General features: G+C 63.3%; 21 protein-coding genes and 1 tRNA gene. 10 read left to right on the top strand and 12 right to left on the bottom strand.

Features of this window, described 5'->3' with window-relative positions; all coding sequences use genetic code 11:
* Positions 1 to 3: 3 nt before the first annotated feature.
* The 4 genes from ACXJKC_RS02250 to ACXJKC_RS02235 form a co-directional block, all read right to left on the bottom strand.
* The gene (locus ACXJKC_RS02250) at positions 4 to 540 is read right to left on the bottom strand and encodes a hypothetical protein (protein ID WP_456695046.1); all 537 of its coding nucleotides are present in this window, start codon (positions 538 to 540) and stop codon (positions 4 to 6) included.
* A 9-nt stretch (positions 541 to 549) separates the two neighbouring features.
* Positions 550 to 6,036: an RHS repeat-associated core domain-containing protein gene (locus ACXJKC_RS02245; protein WP_456695045.1), complete on the bottom strand. Its 5,487-nt coding sequence runs from the start codon at positions 6,034 to 6,036 to the stop codon at positions 550 to 552.
* Positions 6,037 to 7,088: 1,052 nt separating this feature from the next.
* On the bottom strand, positions 7,089 to 10,034 hold the full coding sequence (locus ACXJKC_RS02240) for a hypothetical protein (RefSeq protein WP_456695044.1): 2,946 nt from the start codon (positions 10,032 to 10,034) through the stop codon (positions 7,089 to 7,091).
* A 136-nt stretch (positions 10,035 to 10,170) separates the two neighbouring features.
* A tRNA-Leu gene (locus ACXJKC_RS02235) sits at positions 10,171 to 10,253 on the bottom strand.
* 158 nt (positions 10,254 to 10,411) lie between these two features.
* On the opposite strand from ACXJKC_RS02235, the gene ACXJKC_RS02230 reads away from it, so the two are divergent.
* The 6 genes from ACXJKC_RS02230 (at position 10,412) to pknB (ending at position 17,639) form a co-directional block, all read left to right on the top strand.
* A complete protein-coding gene (locus ACXJKC_RS02230; RefSeq protein WP_456695043.1) occupies positions 10,412 to 11,131 on the top strand; it encodes an FhaA domain-containing protein in 720 nt (239 codons plus the stop codon).
* Positions 11,131 to 11,598, top strand: coding sequence for an FHA domain-containing protein FhaB/FipA (locus ACXJKC_RS02225; protein WP_456695042.1), 468 nt, complete (start codon positions 11,131 to 11,133; stop codon positions 11,596 to 11,598). The genes ACXJKC_RS02230 and ACXJKC_RS02225 overlap by 1 nt, the downstream gene beginning before the upstream one ends.
* Before the next feature lie 3 nt (positions 11,599 to 11,601).
* Entirely contained in the window at positions 11,602 to 12,891 is a 1,290-nt protein-coding gene (locus tag ACXJKC_RS02220; protein ID WP_456695041.1) for a PP2C family protein-serine/threonine phosphatase, read from the top strand.
* Entirely contained in the window at positions 12,888 to 14,261 is a 1,374-nt protein-coding gene (locus tag ACXJKC_RS02215) for an FtsW/RodA/SpoVE family cell cycle protein (protein ID WP_456695040.1), read from the top strand. The genes ACXJKC_RS02220 and ACXJKC_RS02215 overlap by 4 nt, the downstream gene beginning before the upstream one ends.
* Positions 14,258 to 15,736, top strand: a complete 1,479-nt coding sequence (locus tag ACXJKC_RS02210; RefSeq protein ID WP_456695039.1) for a peptidoglycan D,D-transpeptidase FtsI family protein — start codon at positions 14,258 to 14,260, stop codon at positions 15,734 to 15,736. Before ACXJKC_RS02215 ends, ACXJKC_RS02210 begins: the two co-directional genes overlap by 4 nt.
* A 109-nt stretch (positions 15,737 to 15,845) precedes the next feature.
* Entirely contained in the window at positions 15,846 to 17,639 is a 1,794-nt protein-coding gene (pknB, locus tag ACXJKC_RS02205) for a Stk1 family PASTA domain-containing Ser/Thr kinase (protein ID WP_456695038.1), read from the top strand.
* Positions 17,640 to 17,705: 66 nt separating this feature from the next.
* Here the strand turns inward: pknB and ACXJKC_RS02200 are convergent, their stop codons facing one another.
* Positions 17,706 to 18,449 (bottom strand): hypothetical protein, encoded by a 744-nt coding sequence (locus tag ACXJKC_RS02200; protein WP_456695037.1) that lies wholly within the window; start codon positions 18,447 to 18,449, stop codon positions 17,706 to 17,708.
* Between the two features lie 274 nt (positions 18,450 to 18,723).
* Entirely contained in the window at positions 18,724 to 20,151 is a 1,428-nt protein-coding gene (locus tag ACXJKC_RS02195; RefSeq protein ID WP_456695036.1) for an MFS transporter, read from the bottom strand.
* Positions 20,152 to 20,200: 49 nt separating this feature from the next.
* On the opposite strand from ACXJKC_RS02195, the gene ACXJKC_RS02190 reads away from it, so the two are divergent.
* On the top strand, positions 20,201 to 20,890 hold the full coding sequence (locus ACXJKC_RS02190; RefSeq protein ID WP_456695035.1) for a TetR/AcrR family transcriptional regulator: 690 nt from the start codon (positions 20,201 to 20,203) through the stop codon (positions 20,888 to 20,890).
* Here the strand turns inward: ACXJKC_RS02190 and ACXJKC_RS02185 are convergent.
* Positions 20,887 to 21,618, bottom strand: coding sequence for a DUF881 domain-containing protein (locus ACXJKC_RS02185; protein WP_456695034.1), 732 nt, complete (start codon positions 21,616 to 21,618; stop codon positions 20,887 to 20,889). The two genes, ACXJKC_RS02190 and ACXJKC_RS02185, sit on opposite strands and share 4 nt — an antisense overlap.
* Positions 21,619 to 21,708: 90 nt before the next feature.
* Here ACXJKC_RS02185 and ACXJKC_RS02180 point away from each other — a divergent pair, with 90 nt between their 5' ends.
* Positions 21,709 to 21,954 carry a cell division protein CrgA gene (locus ACXJKC_RS02180; RefSeq protein WP_456695033.1) on the top strand — a complete coding sequence of 82 codons (246 nt, stop codon included), beginning with the start codon at positions 21,709 to 21,711 and terminating at the stop codon, positions 21,952 to 21,954.
* Between the two features lie 77 nt (positions 21,955 to 22,031).
* On the opposite strand, the gene ACXJKC_RS02175 is transcribed toward ACXJKC_RS02180, so the two are convergent.
* Positions 22,032 to 22,724: a rhomboid family intramembrane serine protease gene (locus ACXJKC_RS02175; protein ID WP_456695032.1), complete on the bottom strand. Its 693-nt coding sequence runs from the start codon at positions 22,722 to 22,724 to the stop codon at positions 22,032 to 22,034.
* A 134-nt stretch (positions 22,725 to 22,858) separates the two neighbouring features.
* A complete protein-coding gene (locus ACXJKC_RS02170) occupies positions 22,859 to 23,389 on the bottom strand; it encodes a peptidylprolyl isomerase (protein WP_456695031.1) in 531 nt (176 codons plus the stop codon).
* A 110-nt stretch (positions 23,390 to 23,499) separates the two neighbouring features.
* Here ACXJKC_RS02170 and ACXJKC_RS02165 point away from each other — a divergent pair, with 110 nt between their 5' ends.
* Complete coding sequence (locus ACXJKC_RS02165) at positions 23,500 to 23,640, top strand: hypothetical protein (protein ID WP_456695030.1); 141 nt, start codon at positions 23,500 to 23,502, stop codon at positions 23,638 to 23,640.
* The gene (locus ACXJKC_RS02160; RefSeq protein ID WP_456695029.1) at positions 23,637 to 24,413 is read left to right on the top strand and encodes an enoyl-CoA hydratase/isomerase family protein; all 777 of its coding nucleotides are present in this window, start codon (positions 23,637 to 23,639) and stop codon (positions 24,411 to 24,413) included. The genes ACXJKC_RS02165 and ACXJKC_RS02160 overlap by 4 nt, the downstream gene beginning before the upstream one ends.
* Here the strand turns inward: ACXJKC_RS02160 and ACXJKC_RS02155 are convergent.
* The 3 genes from ACXJKC_RS02155 to glyA are packed head-to-tail and all read right to left on the bottom strand — an operon-like array spanning position 24,400 to position 26,769.
* Entirely contained in the window at positions 24,400 to 24,744 is a 345-nt protein-coding gene (locus ACXJKC_RS02155; RefSeq protein WP_456695028.1) for a DUF3817 domain-containing protein, read from the bottom strand. The two genes, ACXJKC_RS02160 and ACXJKC_RS02155, sit on opposite strands and share 14 nt — an antisense overlap.
* A gap of 4 nt (positions 24,745 to 24,748) precedes the next feature.
* A complete protein-coding gene (locus tag ACXJKC_RS02150; protein ID WP_456695027.1) occupies positions 24,749 to 25,495 on the bottom strand; it encodes an SURF1 family protein in 747 nt (248 codons plus the stop codon).
* Complete coding sequence (glyA, locus tag ACXJKC_RS02145) at positions 25,492 to 26,769, bottom strand: serine hydroxymethyltransferase (RefSeq protein ID WP_456695026.1); 1,278 nt, start codon at positions 26,767 to 26,769, stop codon at positions 25,492 to 25,494. The genes ACXJKC_RS02150 and glyA overlap by 4 nt, the downstream gene beginning before the upstream one ends.
* Positions 26,770 to 26,809: the final 40 nt, after the last annotated feature.

Here is a 26,809-nt window from a genome sequence, read left to right as displayed (position 1 = left end):
CAGTCAGCCTCTCGCAGGAAGCCGGTACTCCGGCCCATCCTTGAAGGTGACGAGCTTTCCGCCCCCACGTGCGTACTCCTCTGCTTCGGGCAGAATTCGATAAGACTTGTCGTAAGCGGATGCGCGCGGGCCGACAAACGTCGCCCCTGCCCTCGCTTGGTTGTGGATCGTTCGCTTGAACTTCTTCCACAACCGAGCCCGATCAAGGTCCGCAACATCCCACGACGCGCTGATCATGGTCTGCTCCAGACCCCAGTCCTCGATCAGCCCAAAGGTTACGAAGCACCCACCCGGCTTCTCTTCGCTCGGCACCTCCCCACCAGCCGGATACATCAAGACTCGCCGCACCGGGTTGTCCGCCTCGGATGTTAACTGAAAGAGCTGGCCCCTTTCAGACACGTTCACAACCCTCGTGGGGAAGAAGCGCTCAGCAATCAGCTCAAGTTCGTGAGCCTCCGCGAATGCATCAATCAGATCGCAAAGCTCGGATGGCGTGGCATGGAATTGCGCACCAAGCCGTCGGAACTGGGGTTCTGTCACGGGATGATCCTAGTTGTAGGGGACAAAGTACATCTCCCATCCGCCGTACTCTTCTAGATCGTTGAGGGCCTCGGCTTCCCGCTTGATCGGCGCACCTGACCTCCGGCTCTGCTTGCCGACGTTTATTCCGTAACGGCTGCCATCGGGCCGACGAACTGTGACGTCCGGACGACGGGAGGACTTCAATCCGCCCGTCGTATCTACGACGCTCTCCTTCTGGCCGAACCGTTGACCACCTCCGACGACCCTGCCGTCAGTAACCGAGTCCGCCACCTCTTTGATCTTCACGTTGTGAAGGCCCTCGCCGAATGGTTTCGGGCCGCGCTTCGCGCCGCCACTGCCAACGTCGCATGTGTTCTGATTGTGGACCAAGACCTCGTCTTCGCCCACGAAATACGTGTGGACGTCGTCGATCTCGAGGTTGTAGGCCTCTGCCCACCTAACGGTGCTGCGCTGCAGTCCAACGGCAGTCACCGCACCACCCTTCGGCGTGAGCAACTCGTCAGACTGGGACAACGCGTCCGCGCGCTGGAACTCGCCCTCGGACTCATTCCAGAACGGGTGGTCCGGCGTCGTAGTCAGTACAGACCCGCTGGACAGCTTGAGGTCCACGACTGCATCGCGGTGCTTGAAGACCGTCAGCACCTTCCGAACGACCTTGCGGCCGTTGGCCGGGTCTGTGGCCAGAACCTTGTCCCCGATCCTGACTTTCCGGATCGGTTTGCGTGATCCGTCGGCCATCAGCACTGTCGTCGCCCCGGCAAACGAGCAGGCGCTCGCCTTGGCGGTCTTTGGTGCCTCGGTGTCCGGCTTGGCCTTTGGTGCCGGGTCCGGGGCCTTCCGAGACTTCGGAGTGTCCTGAACCTTGCGGAAAGTCCTGTTCGCGACCGGCGCTTTCGGAGCCGGCTTGGGGGAAAAGTTCTTCGTGAACACTGCTGTACGCGGATTAGCCTTCAGCATGAACTTGCCGACTTTTGCTGCCTTCGTCCATGGCGTCGCGGACGCCACCTCGAAGGCGCAACCCCACGACATGCCCGAGCAAGCCTTGTAGTCGAACACGACCGTGCGGAATGCACCGCTGGCCGCGCCCTTGATCCCGCCCCACGACGGCTTCGCCCATCCCGGCCACAGACCGTCTGGATCCATCATCGTCACAGGACTGTTGTTGGCGTAGGCATAGCCATTCAGCTGCTGCGGATCCATCGGATCGATAACCGGGTCAACCGTGAGGAACCGACCCAAGGCCGTGTCGTACTCACGCGCCTCCAGATGGGTCGTGCCCAAGGCTCGATCCGTCGTCTTCCCCAGAAATCCCTTGTCACTAGGCCACGAAGCTGGCTCGGCCAGCGGATCACCATAGGGTGAGAAGCGACGCTTCGTGACTTGCTGGCTCGACCCCAAGACCGACACTTGTGGGGTGCCCTGGTGGTCCGTGATCAGGAAGTTGATCGATCCCGAAATACGCGTTGCGACCTTCTCGCCGCCCAGCGTGTAGTGACGAGTCGATGTGACCGCGGATCCGGTCGCCTTCACCTCCACCATGCCGGCGAACAGCGTCGTGGAATTTGATGCGCTGTCCCGCGCAATCAGGCGGTTTCCATTGGCGTCGTAGACGTACTCAGCCGACTCGGCACTACCTTCGTGCACTACCGACTTGACCCGGCCTTCGCGGTCCCATTCGTATGTTTGGGTCGTGTTGGCGGAGGCAGATCGACTAGTCGTGTTACCGGTCTGGTCATACTCGAACGATTCAGTTCCTGTCTGATCGCCGATCGCGGTAACTGAGCTCAACGCGTGCGGGTGCGCGGCCGTCGCGGCCGGGTAGTTTGACTGGAATGTGGTCGAAGTCTGGTTCGGGCCGCTTCCTCGAACTTTCTCCCACTGAGTCCGATTGCCTGCCGAATCGAACTCATACGAGTCCCAGTACGAATCCTTCTCGCCAAGTGTCTCCTTGGTGGGCGCAGCACAGTTCGTGGTCGCGCTCGTCCAGGCTTGTGTCATGCGTCGAAGGTGGTCGTACGTGAAGCACTGCCGGAAGCTGTCAGCTCCTGCGCCCGTCGTGTCGCCCGGAGCAATGTCGTTCAGAGTCTTGACGTTACCGGCTGGGTCGTAGCTGTAGCGCTGATCGAGGATGGCGGTCGTTCCGGAACCTTCGAGTGACCCCATCCTGCGTTCGAGACGCCGCGTGCCTACTTGGTAGTCACGGGTCTCGTAGACACCTTTTTGTAGCGCCGACTTGAACGTTCGCTGTAGCACTTCGCCGAACGGTGACAAGATCGTCTCGGGGACGATTGACGAGTACCCAGCGAGTTGGGTCTGGTTGCCAAGCGCGTCGTACCCGTACTGCAGAGTCTCTGACGGAAGTCCCGTGGTCGAGGGCAGTTGAACCGTCTTGACCGAACCATCAACGTTGTACGTCAGATTGGTGACGTAACCAGCCGCCTTATACAGAGCGGTTTCCGTTGACGGCAACATCAATTTGGTGCCGGTGGGACGACCGGAAGCGTCGTAACCAATTACCGAGGAGGTGTAGTCGCCCGCTGCGGTGTGCCTGGTCGATGACGTCGCCATGCCTGGCACCACGGTGTCGTAGACGCGGCTGGTCCGCAGCGTTCCGCTAGCGTTGTCGTCACGGGTTTTGACTTCACGCCCCAACGCGTCGTACTGAGTCCACAGCGTGACGCCACGGGCGTCAGTCGACGTGACCTGCCTGTCGAGGGAGTCGTACGTGAACGTGCTCGAACCCTTGTCTGGGTCAACATCTGTGATCAGTCGTCCACGAATGTCGTAGGACTTCTCCCACTTGCTACCCGCCTGATTTGTGATGGTTTTGAGCTCACCCCGCTTGGTGTACGCATAGGTGGTCGTTTCGCCGGGTCCTGTAGGCGCCGACGCCCTGTGCTCGACAAGGGAGGTCGTCTGTCCTCGAGCGTCGCTGAAGGTGGTGGTAGCGGTGTCGCCAGCTGGAGGGGTTACGCGAACACGGTCCGCGTCGTAGGCGGTCCTTTGGTCCCACAGATCGTCGCCGAATGACTTTGTTAGTTCACGTGTGGTCCGGCCAGCCAGATCATATTCGTATGCCGTCATCGTCGGCGTCGCGTTGTCCGCAGCGGTCACAAGGTTTCCGGATGGCACCGAGCTGTTGTAGAACGGACCTCTTTCGCTAGCCACCCACCCGCGCGAGTCGTACTCAGTTTCCGTGATGAGACGTCCGCCTCCCACGCCGGCGGCGCGTGACTGTGTGGACCGCGGCCTCAGCAATCCGTCGAAGATCTCGAAGGACGCCACATACTCATCAGTCGCGTTGAGTCGCTCCGTCTTGATCACACCGGGCGCGGTGTCGCTGTCTGTGTACGTGTATTTCGCGGTTGCCGTCTGGGTTGCCTTCGCTCGTCCTGGCTTCCACACCGCGGTGGTCCGGCCCAGAGCGTCGTAGGTGACGTCGGTGATGCGATTGGCTGCGTCCTTCGTGCGTGTCGGAACACCGCGCAATCTATCCAACGTCGTGATCGAGCTCTGTCCGAGAGCGTTGGTCGTCGTGACCGAATCTGCCGGGCCCGAAGTCGGCGAATACGCCGTGGTGGCGGTCTTGCCCGCCGCGTCGCTCTCTGATTTGACGCGACCGTAGTCATCGTATGTTCGGGTCTGATCGACCTGGTATTGAATCCCGGAGCTCCAGCCCGAGGCCGACAGCGCTTGGGTCACGTCGCCCTTGGTAGGAGACGAGCCCACCGCGCCTCCATCGTAGATGTACCGCTCGGCGGAGATGACGTCGTTCGCACCGGATGGTGCCGTATCGCAATCTCCAGCGGTGGTCACGACCTGAGAGACGAGGGCACTGATGTTCGCGGCATTGTTGACCGCGTACGACGTCTTGGTGCACCGGTCGTCGGTTGCGACGGAGGTGTCTCCAAGGTCCTCACTCGTTGTGATGAGACCGTCGTTGTTGTAGGTGTTGGTGACTCGAGTGATTCGTGTGCCACCCGTGCTGACCGGGCTCTTCGTGTCGCTCTTGGCCACAGCGACCACGCGCGCCTCACCGCCGCCTGTCGCCGTAGGATCGCTTGACCAGGGCGTGTTGATCTCGTGCTCGACGTTGTCTGCACCGGACCCAAGCTTGGTACTGGTTCGACGCACGAATCCGTTGAAGTAGTCGTGATCGGTGAGGTCTGGTGCGACGTCGTCCGTGACCGTGACGCTTCTGGTTCCACCGCCGACCTTTCGATCGCCATGCATGCCCCGCATGTAGAGCGTCTCGGTGCTCGTGGGGTTTTCGCTGGAGTGACCGACCCTCGTGGTGACCCGTTCATAGCCGCGCCACTGATTCCATGTGCGGTACTTCGCGCGAAGCATTGAACCTTCGTCATACCGCCACGCGCCGCCACCGGAGTAGGTGTAAGACGTGAGCTTGTCTGGCGCACCGCCAGTGCCGTCAGTTTCGACGACATTGTCGACCACCCACTTGTTGAAGAACTCCAGTTGTGGTGTCGTCGAACCGGCCGGCGTGTAATACGACGGGAAACAACGCTTGGTATTGCTGTCCAGTTCTGAGGCCGTGGGCTTGTTTTCCCAGGTGCAGTTCGTTGCCAGATAGTTGATCGAGATCTGTCCGCCGCTGCCGTTGTAGATGGTTCCCAGGCGGTGCTTGAGGAACTTCTGGATGCCGTCGCCGATCTGGTCAACTCGGTTGGGCAGAACATCTGACCTGAATCGCACCTTCGGCTGGGTGATAGCCGGGGTCTGGGACTTGCCCGTGCGCTGGATCGAGTTCAGCCACAGGCTCGCGGACGATCCGTCGCCGGGTGCCGGGAACGACTGATCCAGCGCCCAGGTGTCTACCGTCTTGTAGGCGCCGGCGGCGTCGCGGACCTGGGCATCAACTGTGGTCAGGCGCAGTCGGCTGAAGAACGCGGGTGACCACCTGTTCGAGCAGCTGGTGCTGCTCGTGCATACCTGATCGAACGGGACATCCGGCCAGTCCTTGGCGTGTGATGAGTCGAGCGTTGCGCAGGTGACTCCGGACTTGACGAGGCAGCGCTGGGCCGTTGTGAAGACGACACGGAACGGCGGTGTCGTTCCTTCGCTGGTCGTGCGGGTGCCGTACTCGATTTTCTTCAGGACCGAACCGCGGTCGTACTCGGGCCAAGCCGTGTTCTTGTTGGCACCGTATCGGTTCTTCTCCTGCGCGTAATACAGGGTCATGCTGTTGCTGTGGGGGTCTACGACGTAGTCGAGATTCCATCGCCATGCTTGGGTGCACCGAGAGGCAGCCCAAGTCGAAGCGTGGCAAGGTTCGCCGGACTGGTTTCCGTACACCGGAACCGTCGAAACGGAGTCTGTGACGTTCGAGGTGTCGCCAGTTCTGCGGGTCTTGCCGAAGTAGTACTTGGTGCCGTCGGTCGTGGTGGCCCGCCAGTATTCGCCGTCCCTGGCTCCGTTGCTCCCGCCGTCCAGTCGCTCGATCAGCGTTCCATCGTCCGTCTCAGACCGCCACACCGCTGACGAGCCAACGCGGATGAGCTTAGAAGACTGTCCACCCAGGGACATTGTCAGTCGTTGCCCATCCCAGCAAAGGTCACCAACTCCCGAGGGTGCGTTAGAACTTGCGGAGTCGTCCCGGCAAGGAACGTAGGAGCGCTCGATGAAACCGACGTCGAGGTCGAAACCATCGCCGATCCAGGAGGCCTGATTGTTCGTGCTCGAGGTCCGGCCGTCGATGGATGCCGACGCGTAGTTGATCGACAGATCAGGCGCTGGCCCATTGATGCTCTCGGGCGTGGGAATCGGATACGCCCAGTTGAAATCACCAGTCTGGCCACCGGCGGACCAAGATGAGCTCGACGCGAGGGGCGTTGCCGTGTAGTCGCCGGTTGAGCCTGAAGCGCTCGCTGCAAGGGCAACAACCATCGGCTGGCCTGCGGCTCCAGCCGAGACCTTTGCGGTGACAACCTGCTTTTCCGTGTCGTTGTTCGATACGAGTCCAGGCTCCTGCGCGGAGACAAAGACGGGATTGCCGTCGTTGTCTGTCTGTACCAGTTGAAGTCGGTTGGCCCAGTCCCCGCCGGCCGATGCCGCGAACGAGGAGTAGTCCACTGCTAGCTCCAGTGTCTCTTTCGACCCTTTCACGCCGGGTTTCACAGTGTTTGAGGGCCTGGGCCGGATCTCATAGACCAGACCGGGGCCCCGCTTGGCACCCAGGTCCTTTGTCTTGAGAACGGCGACGTCGAACTTTCGCGTTGTCTCAGGCTGTCGAGTTGTGCGTAGGGAGAGCCCAGTGCTGGCTGGCTTCGACCACGAGTTGGTGACTGCGACGGAGGCCTTGCTGTCCTTCTTTGGCCATTTCTGTGTCGGCACAGCAGATCGGGACTTGGCCGACAGCGTCGAAGGAACCTGTGGGACGTTCTTGACCGGTACCGACTTCTCCCGCTGCACGACGGGAGCACCGGGTGAGGCCTGCGCGCCCTGCACCGTGGCGAGCGACACGGTTGACGCCGACAGCGTGATCGCAAGGGTCAGGATGAGGCTGCGTTGGCCGCCTGAGTAGAGGTTCATGAGCAGCTCTCGTTACAGTCGGACCGGACCGAGTTGTTGTAGATGACGTTGGAGTCGATCGGGGTGAGGTAGCCCTGGATGAGGGTCAAATGATCGATGCCTCCGGTCCAGCGACTAGTGACGCCAGCAGTCGCTAGCGCGCCCCCGATCGCCAGTTGACCGCTGCTCTGGGCAGGTTGGTCAGAGATCTCGACATCTGCCGTGTAGTTCATTTCGGAGAGACCGTCGGGCAAGGAGATCGAGACGGTTCCGTTCATCGCGTCGAAACGCCCGACGACGTTGACCCAGGGGTCCAAATTTTGAACTGTCATATCGATTTCGCGGGGCACGAACGCGGTGACGTACGCATTCTTCGCCGCGTCCCAAACACTGAACGAGAAGCAGGTATCGGGCACTTCGCCGTCCTCCGGCGCTGGGCAGGAACCGCTCGACACGCCCAATTTGAAACCAGTCTTGGTGCCGTTGCTGTGACTCACTCCTGTGGCCGACCCTTGCTGGAACGGGTTGAGCCAGGCGGAGACCGCGAACGATCGGGATGTGTCGATCACGGCTCCCGTCGTTGTTGTTGACTCGCCGCCCTGGAATTTCAACGACGGGTCTGGCGTTCCGTTGCCGAACTCGTCTTCCTTGACTCCGCGGTACATCCACTGCAAATGGCCTACTGGCAGCGGGTTAAGTCCGCCGTTGTCGTCGAAGATGGACGGCACCGTTGCTGTCGGAGAGCCCTCGTCCATCAAGTAGGTGCGTGTTGTGAAGGAGTTGACGGTCTCGAACCGGTACTCAGCCGGCTCACTGACGTTGTTCGCGGCGTCATAGGCCCAGACATACAGGGTGTTGATGCCGATCTTCGGTGCCGTGACCGTCGTGGTCAGCCTGTGACCAGCGCCCGGAACCGCACCCCCTGTTGTCGGCGGCTGATCGTTGTTGAAGCGCCATCTGTACAAACTGATGTCCGGATTGAGGTCACCTTCTGCCGGGGCGAATGTCACCGACTTCTGCGTGTTTGGGTAACTCCACACCGTCGTATCGTCGACGCCAAGGATTTGAGGGGTCAGGGGCCGCTGAGGATCGACAATGATCGTGCAGGGCGCCGACCATGGTCCGGTGACTCCGTCAGAGGAACCGTCCTTGGAGTTGTCTTTTGCTATGACTCTCCACGTGTATACCTGCTTCTGCTTGATACCGCCCACGATCTTCACCGGGTCAAGAGGCATCAACGTCGACTCGTAGTACGTGTCACCAGGTGCCCGGTAGGCCGTCGAGACAGTTGTAATCCTCGCGCTTTCCGTGAGACTCGTTCCCCGGAAGAACTGGAAGCTAGCAAGCACCTTGTCACCTGAATCGGGGTCGCTGAGCTTTGCCTTGAGGCGAGGCCTCTGGTATCCCATATGTCGCTTCGCTTCGACTCCGGTACAGGTCACCGCCGGATTGGTAGTGAGCGCGGTGGGCTTACGCGGCTTCTGCGTGTAGCGAACCGTGAACTTCGCGTTCTTCGCAAACCGCTTCCAGCTCCGCGGGTCAGACTCGTCCTCAGCGCGAAGCCCGAACGTCATCCAGTTTCGCCCCTTGCTGGCGGCGTACTCGGCGGCTTCTTTGGCATCCCACTCGATCTCCTTGCCGCCAGGGGTACAACCGGAAAAGCCGTAGGCAGCCTTCTTCTCGTCTTGGAACTTGGACCAGCTGGGCTGATCGTTCCAGGTTGGACGGTTGTCGAGATTCATGTCCGATGTCCGATAGAGCTTGGTCACCGTCTTCGTGCACGACGCCGAATGCACCATGTTGGCGCTGAACTGTGCCGAGTAGACGTACGCGCCGTCGAGCGACGAAGGCATGCCGAAGTTCCAGAACAGACGCTTCGTGGACGTTCCCATTCCATAACCAGACTGGTGCCCCACGCCTTGGCTCGACTCACTCCAGTGCCAGAACTTGGTCGACGGATACTGCTTGAACACCATCGCCCACGAATGTCTGTTCCGCGTCACTTCCGGGTCTATGTACAGCGGGTACGTGACGTCCTCATCCTCTAGGGCATCAGCCGGCGCCTCCAGCACGAGCTCGTCACCAGCAAGTGTCGAATCCACGGTGGTGACCGCGTCACCCTCAGCAGGCCCTTCAGTTCGCTGTTCCACGGCCTCCGCCGTTGAGTCACCGACCGGCGTATTGGCCGCGTTGCGGACCTGCCCTGTCGAGTCCCACATCAACGGCTCCCCCGAGAATGCAACGGGCCGGCCGGAGTCATCGAGAATCTCGAGCGCTCCACCTGGTTCCTGTTGAGAAGAGCCGCCCTCGACAACGAAGCCGAGCTCCAGGCGGCTAAGTTCCGGATTGCTTGCGGCCTGCTCGTTCTTGACGACGAGCACCGTCGTGGGCCCGGTTTCGGTGACGGTCACCTTCAAATCGACGCCTTCAAGAACGTTCGAGTATGTCGCGACGTTCCCCTCGAGCTCCGGTGCCGGCAACTCGTCAGGCCATGAGAGCGTGACGCGCGCGCTTCCGACCGAGTAGCCGAACATGTCTTCAGAACCGCCGCCAGAAAGCGAGATGTCTCCCAAAGCTGCCTTCGGGCGCACCACGCCCTCAACAGTCTCAAGCGTGAGGTCTACCGGCTCCCAACCCTCCGCGCCCTTGACGCGTATCGGTAGAGCGTTGATCTCGCGAGTGTAGGTGCCGTCCGGGTTGGCGTAGACCGTGTCAGTTGTCGTGCGGGCGTCCTCAACCTCAACCGGCTCATCCGCATCTCGTGCCAGAGAGAACGGATCCCGCTTAATCGGCTCTTCATTGGCCACCGCCACCGATACGGACAGAGAGTTGACCAGCAACGTGGACGGAATAGCGATGGCGACAAGCGCGGCTCTGAGGTTTCTCACATAGGTAGATCCCACGGAAGCACGCGTTGTTACACCGGCTCGGTAACTATTTTCGCCACGCCGTCTCCCGCCCAACTGGCGGCTGACCTCAAGGCGGCGTTACCACGTAAGGATTCGAGCACCCTGGAACGTGTTCCACCGCCAACGCCTTCGGCCAGTTACAAAGCAAGGATGGGCTCCGACAAAAACCGTCGGAGCCCATCCTTATTTGTGCGCGAGGGGGGATTTGAACCCCCACGCCCTTGCGGACACTGGCACCTGAAGCCAGCGCGTCTACCATTCCGCCACCCGCGCATGGTCCAAGAAAACACGTCTCGAGGACCGACAAGGAAGTCTAACAGGCGGTCAGAACGAGCTTTCGTCCCGGCTACCCCCCTCGGACGACTCGCCTCTTCGCCCTCTCCCGATACGATCACATGGAACACCAACGAGCAGAGAAGGGGTGAGCGCAGATGGCGGGGGTGCTGCAACGTTTCGAGCAACGACTCGAAGGGGCGGTCACTGGCGCGTTTGCGCGGGCATTTCGCAGCGCCGTGCAGCCCGTGGAAATCGCTGCGGCCCTGCAGCGCGAGGTCGACAACTCTGCCCACATCCTGTCGCGCGAGCGCATGCTCGTACCGAATGACTTCACGGTCGAGCTGTCGCCGTCCGACTACGAGCGTCTCAATCCGTTCAGCACGACGCTGGCCGAAGAGCTCTCGACACTGGTCCACGAGCATGTGACCGAGCAGCGCTACACGCTGACCGGTCCCCTGGCGATCTCGTTCAAGAAGACCGGCGAGCTCAGCACCGGACGGTTCCGGGTGCGCAGCCGCACCAACGCCGCCGTGACACCGGTCGCCGGCCAGCGTATGACCGAGACCGCGGTCCGATCCTCCAACGTCGTGATCGAGGTCAACGGGATGAAACACCCGCTCGACCCTCCCGGCGTCGTGATCGGCCGCGGCAATGATGCCGACCTCAAGATCGACGATCCGGGTATCTCCAGGCGCCATGCGCAGATCAAGATCCACCAAAGCGGCACTGAGACGACCGTGACGATCGTCGACCTCGGCTCGACCAACGGAGTCGTGCTCAACGGTCACAAAGTGGCCACGGGTGTGGTCGGCGACGGTTCCGAGATCCGTCTGGGCAACACCATCATCGTCATCCGCATGAGTGAGGCCACCTGATGTCCGAGCTCACCCTGACCTTGATCAAGCTCGGCTTCCTGGCCGTGCTGTGGCTCTTCGTCCTGTCGGCCGTCTCGGTCATCAGATCCGACATCTTCGGCACGAAGGCCCCCTCCACTCCCCGACCGGCCAAGCAGAAGGCGCCCTCGACCAAGACCCGCAAGCCGCCGAGAGGCGTGCCGACCAAACTGCAGGTCGTGTCGGGTCCCAACAGCGGCCAGAGCGTGCCGCTGGGCGATGCGCCGATCCTGCTCGGGCGCGGCACCGACGCGGCCATCCGCCTCGACGACGACTACGTCTCGACCCGGCACGCCCGATTCGCCACGAACGGCGAGCAGTGGTTCGTCGAAGACCTCGGCTCGACCAATGGCACCTACCTCGGCAGCCAGCGCATCACCGCACCCGTACCGATCGGTCTCGGAATCCAGGTGCGCCTCGGCAAGACCATCGTCGAGCTGCAGAAGTAAGCCATGACCGCCCTGACGTATCGCTATGTCGCGCTGACCGACACCGGTCTGCGCCGCGCCGACAATGAGGACTCCGGCTACGCCAGCTCGCGACTCCTGGTCATCGCCGACGGTATGGGCGGAGCCGCTGCCGGCGAGATCGCCTCCTCCGAGACGCTGCACGTCATCCGTCAGCTCGACCGCGACCTCGACGTCGACGCCCTGGATGCGCTCGACCGGGCCGTCAACGATGCCAACAAACGACTCGCCGAGCTCATCGCGCGCGATCCGGCCGTCGAAGGCATGGGCACGACGCTCGACGCATTGCTGTGGGATGGCGAGAAGTTCGCCTTCGCGCACCTCGGCGACTCCCGGGTGTACCGGTTGCGATCTGGCGAGTTGAATCAGATCAGCACCGATCACACCTTCGTGCAGAGTCTGATCGACGAGGGCCGCATCTCGGCCGCAGAGGCCCGCGTACATCCGCACCGCTCCCTGATCCTGCGCGCGATGCTGGGTCGCGACGACAACGGCGCCGACCTGAGCTGGGTTCAGCCCGTCCTCGGTGACCGCTACCTGCTCTGCAGCGATGGCCTGTCCGACATGGTCGAGGATCCGGTCATCGCCCGCGCACTCGGCGCCGAGACGATCGACATGGCTGCGACCGAACTCGTCCGGCTCGCCCTGGAGGCCGGTGGGGTCGACAACGTCACGGTCGTGATCGCCGAGTTCGTCGAGGCCGGCTCAGATCCCGACGAACATCTCTCGTGCGCCGACGGCCGGCCGCAACTCGTGGGTGCCGCGAGCCAGCAGGAGCGCCCCCGCACAGGCGCCGCCGGCAGCGGTCACGATCAGCTGACCAACTTCGATCCCGAAGAGCTTCGCTACGCCCCGCGTGCACCTGACAGACGTCGGTGGGTGCGCTGGACCGCCGGCCTCCTGGTGATCGCGGCGATCCTGGCCGCGGCCGGCACCTACGCCTACAAGTGGACGCAGGACCAGTACTTCGTGGCCGCCCAAGACGGCAAGGTGGCGATCTTCCGGGGTGTCCAGGTCGACATCCCGGGCATCACGCTGCAGCACGTCGAAGAGCAGACCGAGATCGCCCTGACCTCGCTCAGCGACTTCCAGCGCCGACAGATCGAAGCCGGCGTCGAGGCGTCCAGCAAGGCAGACGCCCGCAAGACCGTCGCCGAACTCGACGTCACGCCGGTGCCGCCGCCGACCCCTACTCCCACGACCACCACCCCGACACCCAAGACAACCAAGACCACCAAGGCCGCCAGTTCGGCCAACGTGGCATGGAAGCCATGACGACCCCCGTGTGGGTTCCCCGCAAACGCCGTGGAGCCGAATTCTTCCTGACCGTGCTCGCGGTGTTCATCGGCATCTTCGCGTACGCGTCGGTGGGCCTGGGTGTCGAAGGCCGGATCCCGGCCGATACCTACAAGCTCGGTGGCGCCCTCGTCGTTGTCGCGATCGCGACCCATCTGATCGTCCGCAAGGTCGCGCCCTACGCCGATCCGGTCCTACTCCCCCTCGTCATCGCGCTCAACGGCTTGGGACTGGCGATGATCTACCGGCTCGACCTGGGTCGCCAACAGATCAATCCGGACCGGGCGGCCTTCGCCAACTCTCAGCTGATCTGGACCACGATCGGCATCGTGGCCTTCGCCGCGATCATGATCCTGGTCCACGACCACCGACGGTTGCAGTCGCTGACCTACACCTTCGGGTTCGTGGCCATCGCCCTGCTCGTCCTGCCGCTGATACCCGGCCTGGGCCGGACCATCAACGGTGCCCGCATCTGGGTCAGCTTCGCCGGATTCAGCTTCCAGCCGGGCGAAGCCGCCAAGGTGTGCCTGGCAATCTTCTTCGCGGGCTACCTCGTGGTCAAACGGGACGCGCTCGCGCTCGCCGGCCGGCGGGTCATCGGCATCGATCTGCCTCGTGGCCGCGATCTCGGGCCGATCCTGGCCTGCTGGCTCATCAGCGTCGGCATCCTGGTGTTCCAGCGCGATCTCGGTTCGTCCCTGCTGTTCTTCGGACTGTTCGTCGTGATGCTGTACGTCGCGACCGAGCGCCCCGGCTGGATCGTGGTCGGCGCCGGACTGTTCGCGGTCGGCGCCTACTTCGGCTACCTGGCCTTTGGTCACGTCCGTACCCGCTTCGATGCCTGGCTCGACCCGTTCTCCAATCCCGACGACAACTTCCAGGTCATTAGCGGTCTCTTCGGGTTGGCCCATGGCGGGGTGCTCGGGCAGGGCCTAGGGCAGGGCAGTCCGCAGCTGACGCCCTATTCCTTCTCCGATTACATCGCCGCCTCGATGGGCGAAGAGCTCGGCCTGACCGGCCTCATGGCGATCCTGCTGATCTACGGGCTCATCGTCGAACGCGGTCTGCGCATCTCCCTGACGTGCCGTGACGCATTCGGCAAACTGCTCGCAGCCGGTCTGGCCTTCTCGTTCGCCTTGCAGGTCTTCGTCGTCGTCGGTGGCGTCACGCGGCTCATCCCGCTGACGGGTCTGACGACGCCGTTCCTCGCCCAAGGCGGTTCGTCTGTCGTCATGAACTGGGCCATCATCGGCCTGCTCCTGCGCATCAGCGATCAGACCAGGCGTCCCGCCCCGGAGATCTCGACCTTCCAAAGTGACGAGGAGACCCAGGTGGTGAAGCTGTCATGAACCGCCCGATCCGCAATATCGCCATCGTGTGCCTCGTGATGTTCGTGGCACTGCTCGTCAACATCAACTTCGTCCAGTTCGTCAACGCCGACAGCCTGAACGCCAAGAACGGCAACAAGCGTGTCATCAACGAGCAGTTCTCGCGTGATCGCGGCGCGATCCTCGTCGACGGCAAAGCGGTCGCCGAAAGCGTCAAGTCCGATGACGAGTACAAGTTCCAGCGCGAATACCCCGACGGCGGCCTCTACGCCCCGCTGACCGGCTACTTCTCGTACGTCTTCGGTCGCGGCGGCCTGGAGAACTCCCAGAACCCGGTGCTCTCAGGCAGCGACGACCGGCTGTTCGTCAACCAGGTCGTCGACCTGCTGTCGAACCGCCAGCGCAAGGGCGGAAGCGTCGAGCTGACGATCGATCCGCTGGCCCAAAAGACCGCAGCCGACGGCCTCGAGGCGCTCGGCAAGGGGACCAAGGGAGCCGTTGCGGCATTCGATCCCAAGACCGGCGCGATCCTGGCCATGGTCACGCAGCCGTCGTACAACCCCAACAAGCTCGCCAGCCACGATTTCGGTGCGGTGCAGAAGTCGTGGGACAAGCTGAACAGCGACAAAGATCAGCCCATGCTCAACCGGGCCGCGCAGCAGACCCTGCCGCCCGGATCGACGTTCAAGCTCGTCACCGCGGCCGCGGCGCTCGAGAACGGGATCGTCGACGATATCGACGACAAGGTCAAGGCCGGCGCCAGGCTGAGCTTCGGCGGCGCGGCCGGCTCCTACACGCTGCCCAATGAAGGCGGCGGCAACTGCGGCGGCGACCGGATAACCCTCGAACGGGCAATGAACGTCTCGTGCAATGTCGCCTTCGGCGCACTCGCACTGAAGGTAGGCCAGGAAGACCTGGAGGCCCAGGCGGCCAAGTTCGGCTTCGGCACCGACCCACTGGAGAACCTGCCGATGAGTCCCAGCCGGACCACCTCGGGCAGCGAAGAGCTCAACCAGCCCCAATTGGCCCAGTCGGGCATCGGCCAGTTCGAGGTCGCCGCGACTCCCCTGCAGATGGCCATGGTCGTCGCCGGCATCGCGAACGACGGCAAGGTCATGAAGCCCTACGTCGTCGACACCGTCCGCGCACCCAATCTGCGGGTGCTCGACAAGGCCGAACCGTCCCAGCTCAGCGAAGCCGTCAGCTCCAGCACGGCCCGCAAGCTGCGCGAGATGATGATCAGCACCGTCGAGGTCGGAACCGCGACGTCGGCTCAGATCCCCGGTGTCGAGGTCGGCGCGAAGACCGGCACCGCCCAGTCAACCCAAGACCGACCGCCCTACGCCTGGTTCGTCTCATACGCCAAGGACGGCGACCGCCAAGTCGCCGTGGCCGTGGTCGTCGAGTCGAGCAACACCGAACGCAGCGAGATCGCCGGTGGGCGACTCGCCGGCCCCATCGCCAAATCCGTCATGGAAGCAGTGCTGGGTAAATGATCCACGTACTCACAAAGACCCTCAGCGAGTTCGGCGACGGTGTGCGCATGTCTGATGCAACGACGCTGGCCCTACTCGCACTCACTTCACGTTCTGGGAGACTGACACAATGACCGAATCCGGCGACGAGACGATCCGCCTGGGCGACCGCTACGAACTCGGCGGTCTGCTGGGGCGCGGCGGTATGGCCGATGTGCGTGTGGGTCGAGACCTCCGCCTCGGCCGCACGGTCGCGGTCAAGCAACTGCGCGGCGATCTGTCCGCGGACGACACGTTCCAGGCCAGGTTCCGCCGCGAGGCGCAGTCATCGGCGGCGCTCAACCACCCGTCGATCGTCGCGGTGTACGACACCGGCGAGTCGATCGACAAGCACGGCAGCCACGTGCCGTACATCGTGATGGAGTACGTCGAGGGCCAGACCCTGCGCGATATCTTGCGCGGAGCTGAGAACGGCCGCAAGATCCTGCCCGAGCGCTCCCTGTCGATCACCGCTGACATCCTCAGCGCGCTCGACTACAGCCACCGATCCGGCATCATCCACCGCGATATCAAGCCGGCCAATGTCATGCTGACGCCATCGGGCCAGGTCAAGGTCATGGACTTCGGCATCGCGCGGGCAATCGCCGACACCTCGTCGGCGATGACCCAGACCGCAGCCGTGATCGGCACGGCCCAGTACCTCTCCCCCGAACAGGCCCGCGGCGAGACCGTCGACGCCCGCAGCGATATCTACTCGACGGGCTGCCTGCTGTACGAGCTGTTGACGGGACGTCCGCCGTTCGTCGGCGACAGCCCGGTCTCGGTCGCGTACCAGCATGTCCGCGAGGAGGCGCGTCCGCCGTCGCAGCTCAATCCCGATGTCAGCCAGGCGATCGACCACATCGTCGCCAAGTCATTGGCCAAGCGGGTCGAGGACCGCTACCAAAGCGCGGCCGAGATGCGCAAGGACATCGAACGGGTTCTGGCCGGCCATCAGGTCGACGCACCCACTGCCGCGACGTCGATCGTGCCGGGTGCCACCGCGGTGGCGCCAGCTGCGGCTGTGGCGGCGGCCGGTTCACGTCCGCCCACCCCGCCTGAGGAAGAGGCTGACGACCGTTCCGGCATGTGGTGGGCCATCGGCGCGCTCGTGCTGGTCATCATCGCCGCGATCGTCGGCGTCTTGTGGATGACCGGGGCCTTCGACTCCAAGGAGCCACCCCCGGTCAAACAGGTCAGCGTCGTCGATGTCTCGGGCATGACCGTTGACAACGCCGAGCGCGCCCTGACCGCCAAGGGATTCGTGGTCGGCGAGGTCCGAGAGCAGGCCAGTGCCGATGTCGAGAAGGACGAGGTCATCGAGACCGATCCCCCAGCCGACACCAAGGTCGATGAAGGAACGACAGTCGACATCGTCGTCAGCACCGGGCCGGAGACGCAGAAAATGCCGGACGTACGCGGTCTGCCGTTCAGCAATGCCAAGTCAACGCTCGAGGACGCGCCCTACAACTTCAAGGTCATCCGCAAGAACGTCGACAACACCGCAGCCAAGGACGAGGTCATCAATACGACCCCGACGCCCAACTCCGATGTCCAGGTCGGTGCGGAGGTGACGGTGTTCGTGTCAAGGGGTCAAGTCATGGTGCCCGACCTGGTCGGCAAGGACATCGAGGAAGCCAAGGGTCTGCTCGAAGAGCTCGGATTGAAGGTCACGACAACCGCCGATCCCAACTCGACCGCACTGGAGAACGAGGTGACCGCGCAGTCGGTCTCGTCCGGAACCCAGGTCGCCCGCGGCTCGACGGTCGCCCTGACCTATTCGACCAATCCCGGCGATGCCGATGCCGATGGCGACGGCGGGGAGATCCCCACCGATCCGACCGATCCAGGTGGCGGCGGGACGGATCCCCTCGGCGGCGACTGAGACCGGACACAGATGCCAAGGGCCGCTCGGAAGACTTCTTCCGGGCGGCCCTTGGCGTTGTCAGTGTCAGCTGTAGACCTTTTCGGTCCAGCCGCTCGCGATCTTCCCGTATCCCACGATGTCAGCGCCCGAACCGTCCGTGGCGACCTTGTCGAAGTACAGGTTGACGTCGCCGTTCTTGAGCACCCCGATCATGACCCGACCGGACACCTTGCCGGTTGTGGAGTTGTAGCAGTCGCCGGTCTGCAGAGCCTTGAAGCCACCCCAGGTGGAGGCTTTGAGCACCTTGCTGCTCCACTGACTCGGGTTGTCGAGTGGCACCGTGTACTCGATGAGCTTTCCTCCCGCGCTGGTGGCGACAAAGATGTCGGCCTTGCGCGTCGTACCGGCAACGACCCCTGTGCGGTCATATGTGATGGTGTTGAGCGACCAACCGCTGGCACCGATCGTGGCCCGCGTGTGGGGTGCCGCACTGCCGGCACTGGTCTGGTAGCGGTAGAAGCCATTGGCATCGCTGAGCCCGTACAGCAGGGAGTTCCCATTCGGCAGATTGCTGCCCCAGGTCAGCGATCGGATCGATCCCCAGGTCTGGTTGACCGACTTCTTGGTGATGACGACATCGTTATAGCTCGTCTTGGCGCTGACCCCGACGCTGTACAGATTGCCGTCCGCGCTGTTGGCCAGATAGCCCTCGCCGATGAAGTCCATGCCGCCGGAGCCCGTGCCGACCATCCCGCGCGGCACGAAGCCGAGCCGCCCCGGATTGTAGGTGTTCGAAGTGAGCTTGCCGCTGGCGTATTGACGCTTCACGATGGCGCCCGTGCTGGTCACACCCCGAAATGAGACGAAACAGGTTCCCGGCGGGGAGGCCGCAGCGGCTGGTGACGCCACGAGCGTCGACGTAGCGACGGCCAGGCCCGTGCTCGCGAGGACCGCGGCCGCCGATGTCGCGATGGCGACGGACTTCTTGGTCCGTGATGTCGGTCCGAACGTTGCTGAAAAGATGATTGCCCCCGATTGTCGATGTTGCTGACTGTCCGACACAGGCTTTCACATGCTGCCGGCCGCTGCCCCTCGTGGGCGTTCAGCGACGCGTAGCGCGAGCCGTGACGAGGGCGAGGACCGCTGCGATCGTGAAGGCCCCGAAGAGCCAACGCGCCGCGTCCTGAGTTCCGTCGATACCGGCCACATCGGAGAATCCGGCAACATTGGCGATCGCCCCGGCGATCGCCGATCCGAACGCGGTCGCGGTCAGTTGGATCGTGGTGACCGACGAGCCGGCGAGACTCTGCTCCTCATCCGGAACGTGTTGCAAGACCATCGTGATCAGGTGTGGCCAGGCCATACCCACGCCCCAGCCCAGGAACAGCAGACCGACCGCGACCCCGCTGATCGCCAGGACGCCGTCTGAGTGGACGGGTCCGGTGAACACCAGGACGATCAGGCCGATCGCCGAGAACGCCGGCGCGATCGCGATGACAGTGCCGCGACGGTGTCCCATGCCGCTGCAGACGATCGAGCCCGCAGTCCAGCCGGCAGCCATGACGGCCCCGAGGTAACCGGCCGCAAGCGGTCCCATTCCCTGTAGATTCTGGCCGAAGTACGGCACGAAGACCTCGACCGTGCTGGCGATGACCAGAAACACCATCGTCAGATACACCAGTCGAAGGCGCGCATGAGGTCCGAATGCGGCGGCGGGGATGAGCCGGAGCGTCGCACCGCGCTCATGTCTGAGCCAGGCGACCAGCAACACGACGGCGATCAAAAGGCCGACCACGTTGATCGACAGTCGAGACGAGATGCTCGCCGCGGAGATGACCAGGACCGCCGCGGCCAGGAGACCCACGCTGAGCCACGGGATCCGCGGCACCACCCCGTCAGCTCCTGCTGGCAGACGCGCCGCACCCCAGACGCCGAAGAAGAGCACGAACGGGACCAGGACCCAAAATGCCCATCGCCAGGCGTCGAGTTCGGCGAACGCTCCCCCGAGTGCGGGGCCGACCAGCGTCGCGACGCCCCACATCGCCGAAACCAGCGCCATGGCGCGCGGCCACAGCACTTCGTCGAACGTGATCCGCACCATCGAGTAACACAGCGCGAACAGCAGACCGCCACCAAGCCCCTGCACGAGTCGTCCGGTCAGCAGGATCGGCATCGTGGGAGCGAGGGCGCAGATCGCAGTGCCGACACCGAGGGCCAATGCCGCGATGCGGTAGCTGCTCCGCGGTCCGCGGGAACCCAAGAACACCGCGGCGACCGTCGACCCGAGGACCGAGGCGAAGACGAACACCGTCGTGGCCCACGCATAGAGATTCGCCCCACCGAGATCGGCAGTCACCGAGGGCAGGATCGTGGTCGCGAGGTAGACGTTGACCGCATGCAACGCCACGCCCGCGGCCAGCGTCGCGGCGACCGGTCCGTGCTTGCGGTCAAATAGCGCGCCCCACCCTGTCGCAGGGTCTCGCGCACCTCTTGCAGTCCGACCTGACGGCATGTCCACTCTCAATTCCACCTATCGTTCCTATACGGCTCGTAACGTAACATACGCTAGACTTGACTCGATGCCTGACCACACGACACTCCCTGACAGCCAGCACGACGAAACCGGCCGCAACCTGGGCGGTCGTCCTCGCGACCGCACGATCGACCAGGCCATCCTCGATGCCGGCCTCACCTTGCTCGACGAGGTCGGCTACTCGCGCATGACGCTCGAAGCAGTCGCCCGCCGAGCGAGCACCACCAAACCGACGATCTACCGCCGGTGGGCCACACTGCCCGAACTGCTGCTCGATGCCCTGACCGATCGACTCGGCGAACTCGACGTACCCGATACCGGCTGCACGATCTGTGATCTCAGCGATGCGATCAAGATCCATGTCGATGCCTTTCAACGGATGCCACCGCACGCCCTCGCCTCCTTGCTCGCCGACTGCAATGACGATCCCCAGCGGCGCGAGGCGTTCATGGCAGCGCTATTCGATCCTCCGCGTCGAGCCGTCGGTCAAGTGCTCGACAGCGCGATCGGCCGCGGCGACCTACGCGAGAACGTCGACCGAGACCTGTTGCTGGATCTTTTGGCGTCACTGGTCCACTATCGCGCGATCTTCGGCCATGCCTCCACCGACGATGCCGAGGTCGAACGCGCCGTCCACGCCTTGCTCCGCGGAGTCGCAGCCGACTACCAGCACCTCGTCGCGGTCAGCAAGCGCAAAGCCGGCACCTCACACCTGCACCACCGACACGTCGACTAAGGAGTCGCGAGCTTGGCATGGGTCAAAGACACCGGATTCTCATAGGCCTTCACGACAAGCCGGTCAACCCATTCGATCTCGAGTCCGAGCTGGTAATCCCGCGAATAGCGGGCGTAGCTGAGAGTCTCAGGCGACGTTGCCATGGCTCGCTCCATACCTGTCGTGTCACCGATCGCCTCGATGACATAGGGCGGCGAGTAAGGGACCCCGTCGAGGATCACGACATTGCCGACACAGACGATCCCGGTCGTGGCCATGAGGCGCTGACCCTGCAATGAGATCGCTTCGGCACCTCCGGTCCAGAGTGCGTTGACATAGGCCTGGATGTCTTGCTGATGCACGATCTGATAATTCGCGTCGATATCGGAGTCTTTTCCCGCATCGGGCGCATCGGTCAACGTGACCCGCAGACCCGGACCCCGCACGGCAGTCAGACCCGTGGCCGGTTCCAGCTCCTCGACCTTCTCGCGCAACTTGTCGAGCCCGGTGCCCGAAACGCCCGATGACAGGGCGTCGATCTCAGCCCGCAGTGACTTGGCCTCATTGCGCCGTTCCTCGATGCGCTGGGACCTCTCCTGCAGCAGCGAGGAGACATCGCCCCCGGCGGGGCGCAGATCATCGCCATCGGCGCTGATCGAAGCCGTCACGAACACGAAGCCGCTCAAGACGAACAGGAGCAGCACGATGACAGGCGAGTGCTGGCGCGCATGAGAGCCTCGCTTCGCCATGCCGTATTCCTCCCTGGTCCGACGACGACTAGGCTATCGGAGACCACCCACCGATGCGGCCTCGCGCCGCAACGAGCATCCGGAGACGTTGTGGCGAGAAACAAGACCCCCCGGGGCCCCAAGGCCCAGAAGATCGGCAACCGCTGGGCAGGTCCGGCGATGCTGACCTCAGCCATCGTCGGCTTGGTCTGGATCGTGGTGTTCTACGTACTCAACGGCCAGGACATCGACTACCCGTCATTCCTGGACTGGTACTCCGACCTCGGGAACTGGAACCTGGTCATCGGTATGGGCTTCATCGTGGCAGCCTTCGGCTTCGCGATGAAGTGGGAATGAATCACACACGTGTAGTTATCCACAGCTGTGTGCACAGTTGTTGATAATGACATGGCTGTAGTTCCCTGCGCGGCCGGTCAGAGCAGGTAGTTCGTCCTCAGCACCACAGCCGCGATGACACTTATCCACAAGATCGCGAATGCGCTGAGCTGGGCCAGCTTCTTCTGATCGCGCGGCGCATATGCAAAGGCCGCGCCCAGCACGACGCCGGCGACGAAACCGCCCAGATGACCCTGCCAGCTGATCGAGGCATTGGTCACGCTGACGACGGCGTTGATCGCCAGCAGGACGAGCAGGGTCCGCACGTCCTCCTTGGCGCGCAAGAGCAGGAGCAACGCCATTCCGAACAGTCCGAACACGGCGCCGGAAGCACCGATCGTGTAGACGAACGGGTCGGTCAGGACGTAGACGAATGCCGAGGCGACGACCGCGGAGGTGAAATAGGCCGCAACGTAACGAACCGTGCCAAGTGCACGTTCGACGAAGGGGCCGAATAGGAACAGCACGATCAGATTCGACAACAAGTGCCACAGATCGTTGTGCAGGAAGGCCGACGTGACCATACGCCACAGTTCGCCGTCGGCCACCGGGATGCCGGCCTGAGCACCGTTGGTGAAGAAGTCGCCCGTGCGGCCCCCGGTCAGCTGCGTCACGACGAATGCGATCGCATTGATCGCGATCAGGACGGTCGTGACCCGTCCTGCGTGTGCCGAGATGGCGCCACCGGCGACGGTACGCGGAGCACGGACCGTCTTGGCGCCCTCGTTCACGCAGGACGAGCACTGAAAACCGACAGAGGCATCCCTCATGCACTCCGGACAGATCAACCGCTCACAGCGCTGGCACGAGATATAGGCCTCGCGGTCAGGATGCCGGTAGCAGCGATGGTCCGAAGTGGGGAGGTTCATCCCTCGGAGCGGGAGATCGTCAACTTCTCGATGACGACCGGATCGTGGGGCTTGTCGAAGCGGTCGGTCGCGACGACACCGATCTTGTCGACGACGGCCTTGCTGGCCTCGTCGACAACTTCACCGAAGATCGTGTGCTTGCGGGTCAGCCAAGCGGTCGGCACCAGCGTGATGAAGAACTGCGAGCCGTTCGTGCCGGGTCCGGCATTCGCCATCGCCAGCAGGTAGGGACGATCGAACTGCAGGTCTGGATGGAACTCGTCCTTGAACGTGTATCCGGGTCCGCCGGTACCCGTACCGAGCGGGTCACCACCCTGGAGCATGAAGTCCTTGATGATGCGGTGGAACACCAGTCCGTCGTAGAACGGCTTGGAAGTCGGCTTGCGCGTCTCGGGGTCAAGGAATTCCTTGGTGCCCTCGGCGAGGCCGACGAAGTTGTTGACGGTTTCGGGCGCGTGGTTGGGGAAGAGCTCCACGACGATGTCGCCGTGGTTGGTCTTGAAGGTCGCGGTGAGCTGCGAGGCCACAGGGGGATTCCTTTCGAAAGTGCTGTACGCATCTTCCCACGGCCGGCCAACCAGCACCCCACGGCGGTCATTCCCAGGTCACAGTGACTACCGGTCGCTATCGTTGGCCCATGTCGAACAGCTCTTCACGCCACCCGATCCGCAAGCTCGTCCTTATCGCGGCAGTCATCGCCGCCGTGCTTGCATTCCGCAATGCCTCCGCCAACAAAGGCGGCTCGTACGATCCGACGGCACCCGGCAACGGCGCATGACGGTTCACGTCGAACGCACTGCCGATGACATCGCGGTCGTCACATTCAGTGAGCCGCCGGTCAACCTGTATTCGCTGCAGATGCACGCCGATTTCGACCGTGCCCTGGACCAGGTCGCCGCTGATCTGCCCCGCGCGCTGCTGATCCGCGCCGAGGGCAAGGTCGTCTCCGGCGGGGTGGACGTGTCCCAGTTCCATGCCCAGAAGACCAAAGCCGCGACCAAGGTGCTCTATGACCGGATGCTCGAGCTGCCCAACCGCATCGAGGCACTGGACGTGCCGACCTTCTTCGCCGCACATGGTCTGACCTTGACCTGGGCGTTCGAGGTGGCCGTGGCCTGCGATCTGATCCTTGCCTCCGAGAAGGCCAAGTTCGGGCTGGTCGAGCGGGTCATCGGATTGACCCCGACGATGGGCGGGACCCAACGCCTGGCCGCGCGGGCCGGCGTCGGACGCGCCAAGGAGTTCGTCTTCACCGGTGACCTCTACGATGCGCACACTCTGGAACGCTGGAATGTCGTCAACCGGGTTCTGCCGGTCGACGGATTCGACGAATCGGTCATGACGTTCGTCCGTCAGATCGCCACGGGTCCGACTCAGGCCTTCGGCGCGGCCAAGCAGATCCTGCGCCACTTCGAGTCCGGGGGAGTGCCCCAAGCCAATGCCCACACGACCGCGATCGCCGCAGAGCTCTTCGACACCCAAGACCTGCAACGCGGAATGGAGTCATTTCTGACCGAGGGTCCCGGCAAGGCGACGTTTACGGGGCGCTGACGCCTGCGTTATCCGCGAGCACGATCCGGGTCGTGCGGCGCTCGGCCCAAAAGCTCACGAACGGGATCGTCGCCAACAACATCGTCAGGATCGTCTGGCCGGGCTGCCAGCGGTTACGGGTCGCCAGAATCGCGATGATCACAAGCAGTCCCATGAACAGCACGCCATGCACCTGATCGACGATCATGATGAGGTCGTCATTGCGGTTCCACCACGAGACCGGATCGGTCGCGCGCTGTGCGATCGCGGCACCGCAGACGAACAGCAGATTGAGACCCAGGATCGTCGCGAGCACCTGGTAGGGACGTAGTGGTCCGAGGGGATTCTTCACTGTTTCAGGCTACCTTTCGGCCTGTAGAGCGGGCCGTCTCGACCGTCATCCGCCACCACATGAACGCTGCGAACGCGCCGAATACCCACCACTGCAGCGCATAGGCCAGATTCCGCAGGCCCTCAGTCCACGACACGTCATCGGGCTGCGGCGGCTCGACGAGCTCGAGACCCCCGCTGATGGACGCATCGGTGCTGATGGCGAATCCGGAGTACAAGTCGTACGACACTTCGTTGAGCAGCGCCGGGATGCGGACCGAACCGATCGTGCGGCTCGCGGCATCGAATGGCGTACCTGCCTTCTCACCCGGCTCCAGCACGGCCTTGATCTTGCGATCGCCCTGCGGCGCCGGGGGCAACTCACCGGGCTCGGCTGCCCAGCCGCGCAGGATCAGCAGGGCGTCGCCGCTGCTGCGGACCATGAACGGTGCCATCAGCCATGCGCCGGTGCGATCGCCTTGTGACTTGTCGATGACCCAGAACTGGTCACCGGTCGGCGCGAACTCGCCGACGACCGTGACCGGACGATGGTTGAACGTCTTGAGAAATGCGCTTCCGGGTTTCCACAATCCGTCGAACGCGACGGTCGGTACCACGCGCTTCTCGGTCTGCTCGTCATGCTGCCGGTCGTCGTAGGCGCCGGCCTGCCACAAACCCATCACAATGCAGAACAAGACCGCCGCGACGGCGAAAATGTGGAGGCCGACCAGCCCTGGCGAGAACCAGGACCGCAGCGGTGTCTTACGTGTCACGCCGTGAAGGGCACGACGTCCGGGTAGAGCGGGAAGCGTTCGGCCAGGGCGGTCACCCGCTTGCGCAGTCCTTCGAGGTCTACCTCACCCGGCTGCAGCGCTGCCGCGATGATCTCGGCGACCTCTGTGAACTCCTCGGCCCCGAAACCCCGGGTGGCAAGTGCCGGCGTACCGACCCGCAGACCCGAGGTGACCATCGGCGGCCGGGGATCGTTGGGGACCGAATTCCGGTTGACCGTGATGCCGGCCTCGTGCAGGCGATCTTCGGCCTGCTGGCCGTCGAGCTCGGAGTCGCGCAGATCGACCAGCACCAGGTGGACGTCGGTTCCGCCGCTGAGAACTTTGACGCCGGCCGAGGTCATATCGTCGGCGAGCAGTCGCTTGGCGAGAATCTGTGCGCCTTCGATCGTGCGCTCCTGACGCTCCTTGAAACCGGGCTCCAACGCCATTTTGAAGGCAACCGCCTTCGCGGCGATAACGTGCTCGAGGGGTCCGCCCTGCTGACCGGGGAACACCGCCGACCGGATCTTCTTGGCAACCTCGGCGTCATTGGTCAAGATCGCGCCACCGCGTGGGCCGCCCAATGTCTTGTGAGTTGTCGTGGTGACGATATGTGCGTGGGGGAGCGGACTGGGGTGCAGACCGGCGGCCACGAGTCCGGCGAAATGCGCCATGTCGACCCACAACTTGGCGTCCACCTCGTCGGCGATCTCGCGGAACAGCGCGAAGTCGAGCTGACGCGGATAAGCCGACCAGCCCGCGATGATGACTGCCGGCTTGTGCTCGATGGCCAGCGCGCGAACCTCGTCCATGTCGACGAGCCCGGTCTCGGGCACGACGTGATAGGCGATCGGGTTGTAGATCTTTCCCGAGAAGTTGAGCTTCATGCCATGTGTCAGATGGCCGCCATTGGCCAGGTCGAGTCCCAGGATCGTGTCACCGGCCGTCGCGATCGCATGAAGAGCCGCGGCATTCGCGGTGGCACCGGAGTGCGGCTGGACATTGGCGTATTCGGCATCGAACAACTGCTTGAGCCGATCGATCGCGATCGTCTCGACCTGGTCGACGAATTCACAACCGCCGTAATAGCGCTTGCCCGGGTAACCCTCGGCGTACTTGTTAGTCAGCACGCTTCCCTGTGCTTGCAGTGCCGCCACCGGGGCGAAGTTCTCCGATGCGATCATCTCGAGCGTCGACTGCTGGCGGTGCAGCTCAGCGTCGAGAAGCGCGGCGATGTCGGGGTCGAAAGCAGCAAGGGACTGGTTGAGGCTCATGGCCCAAGAGTAACGGGCAGCTTCGAGCCGCGACCGACCG

It is taken from the genome of Aeromicrobium sp. P5_D10 (genome assembly GCF_054049535.1).
This window is presented reverse-complemented; position numbering and strand designations above follow the sequence as displayed.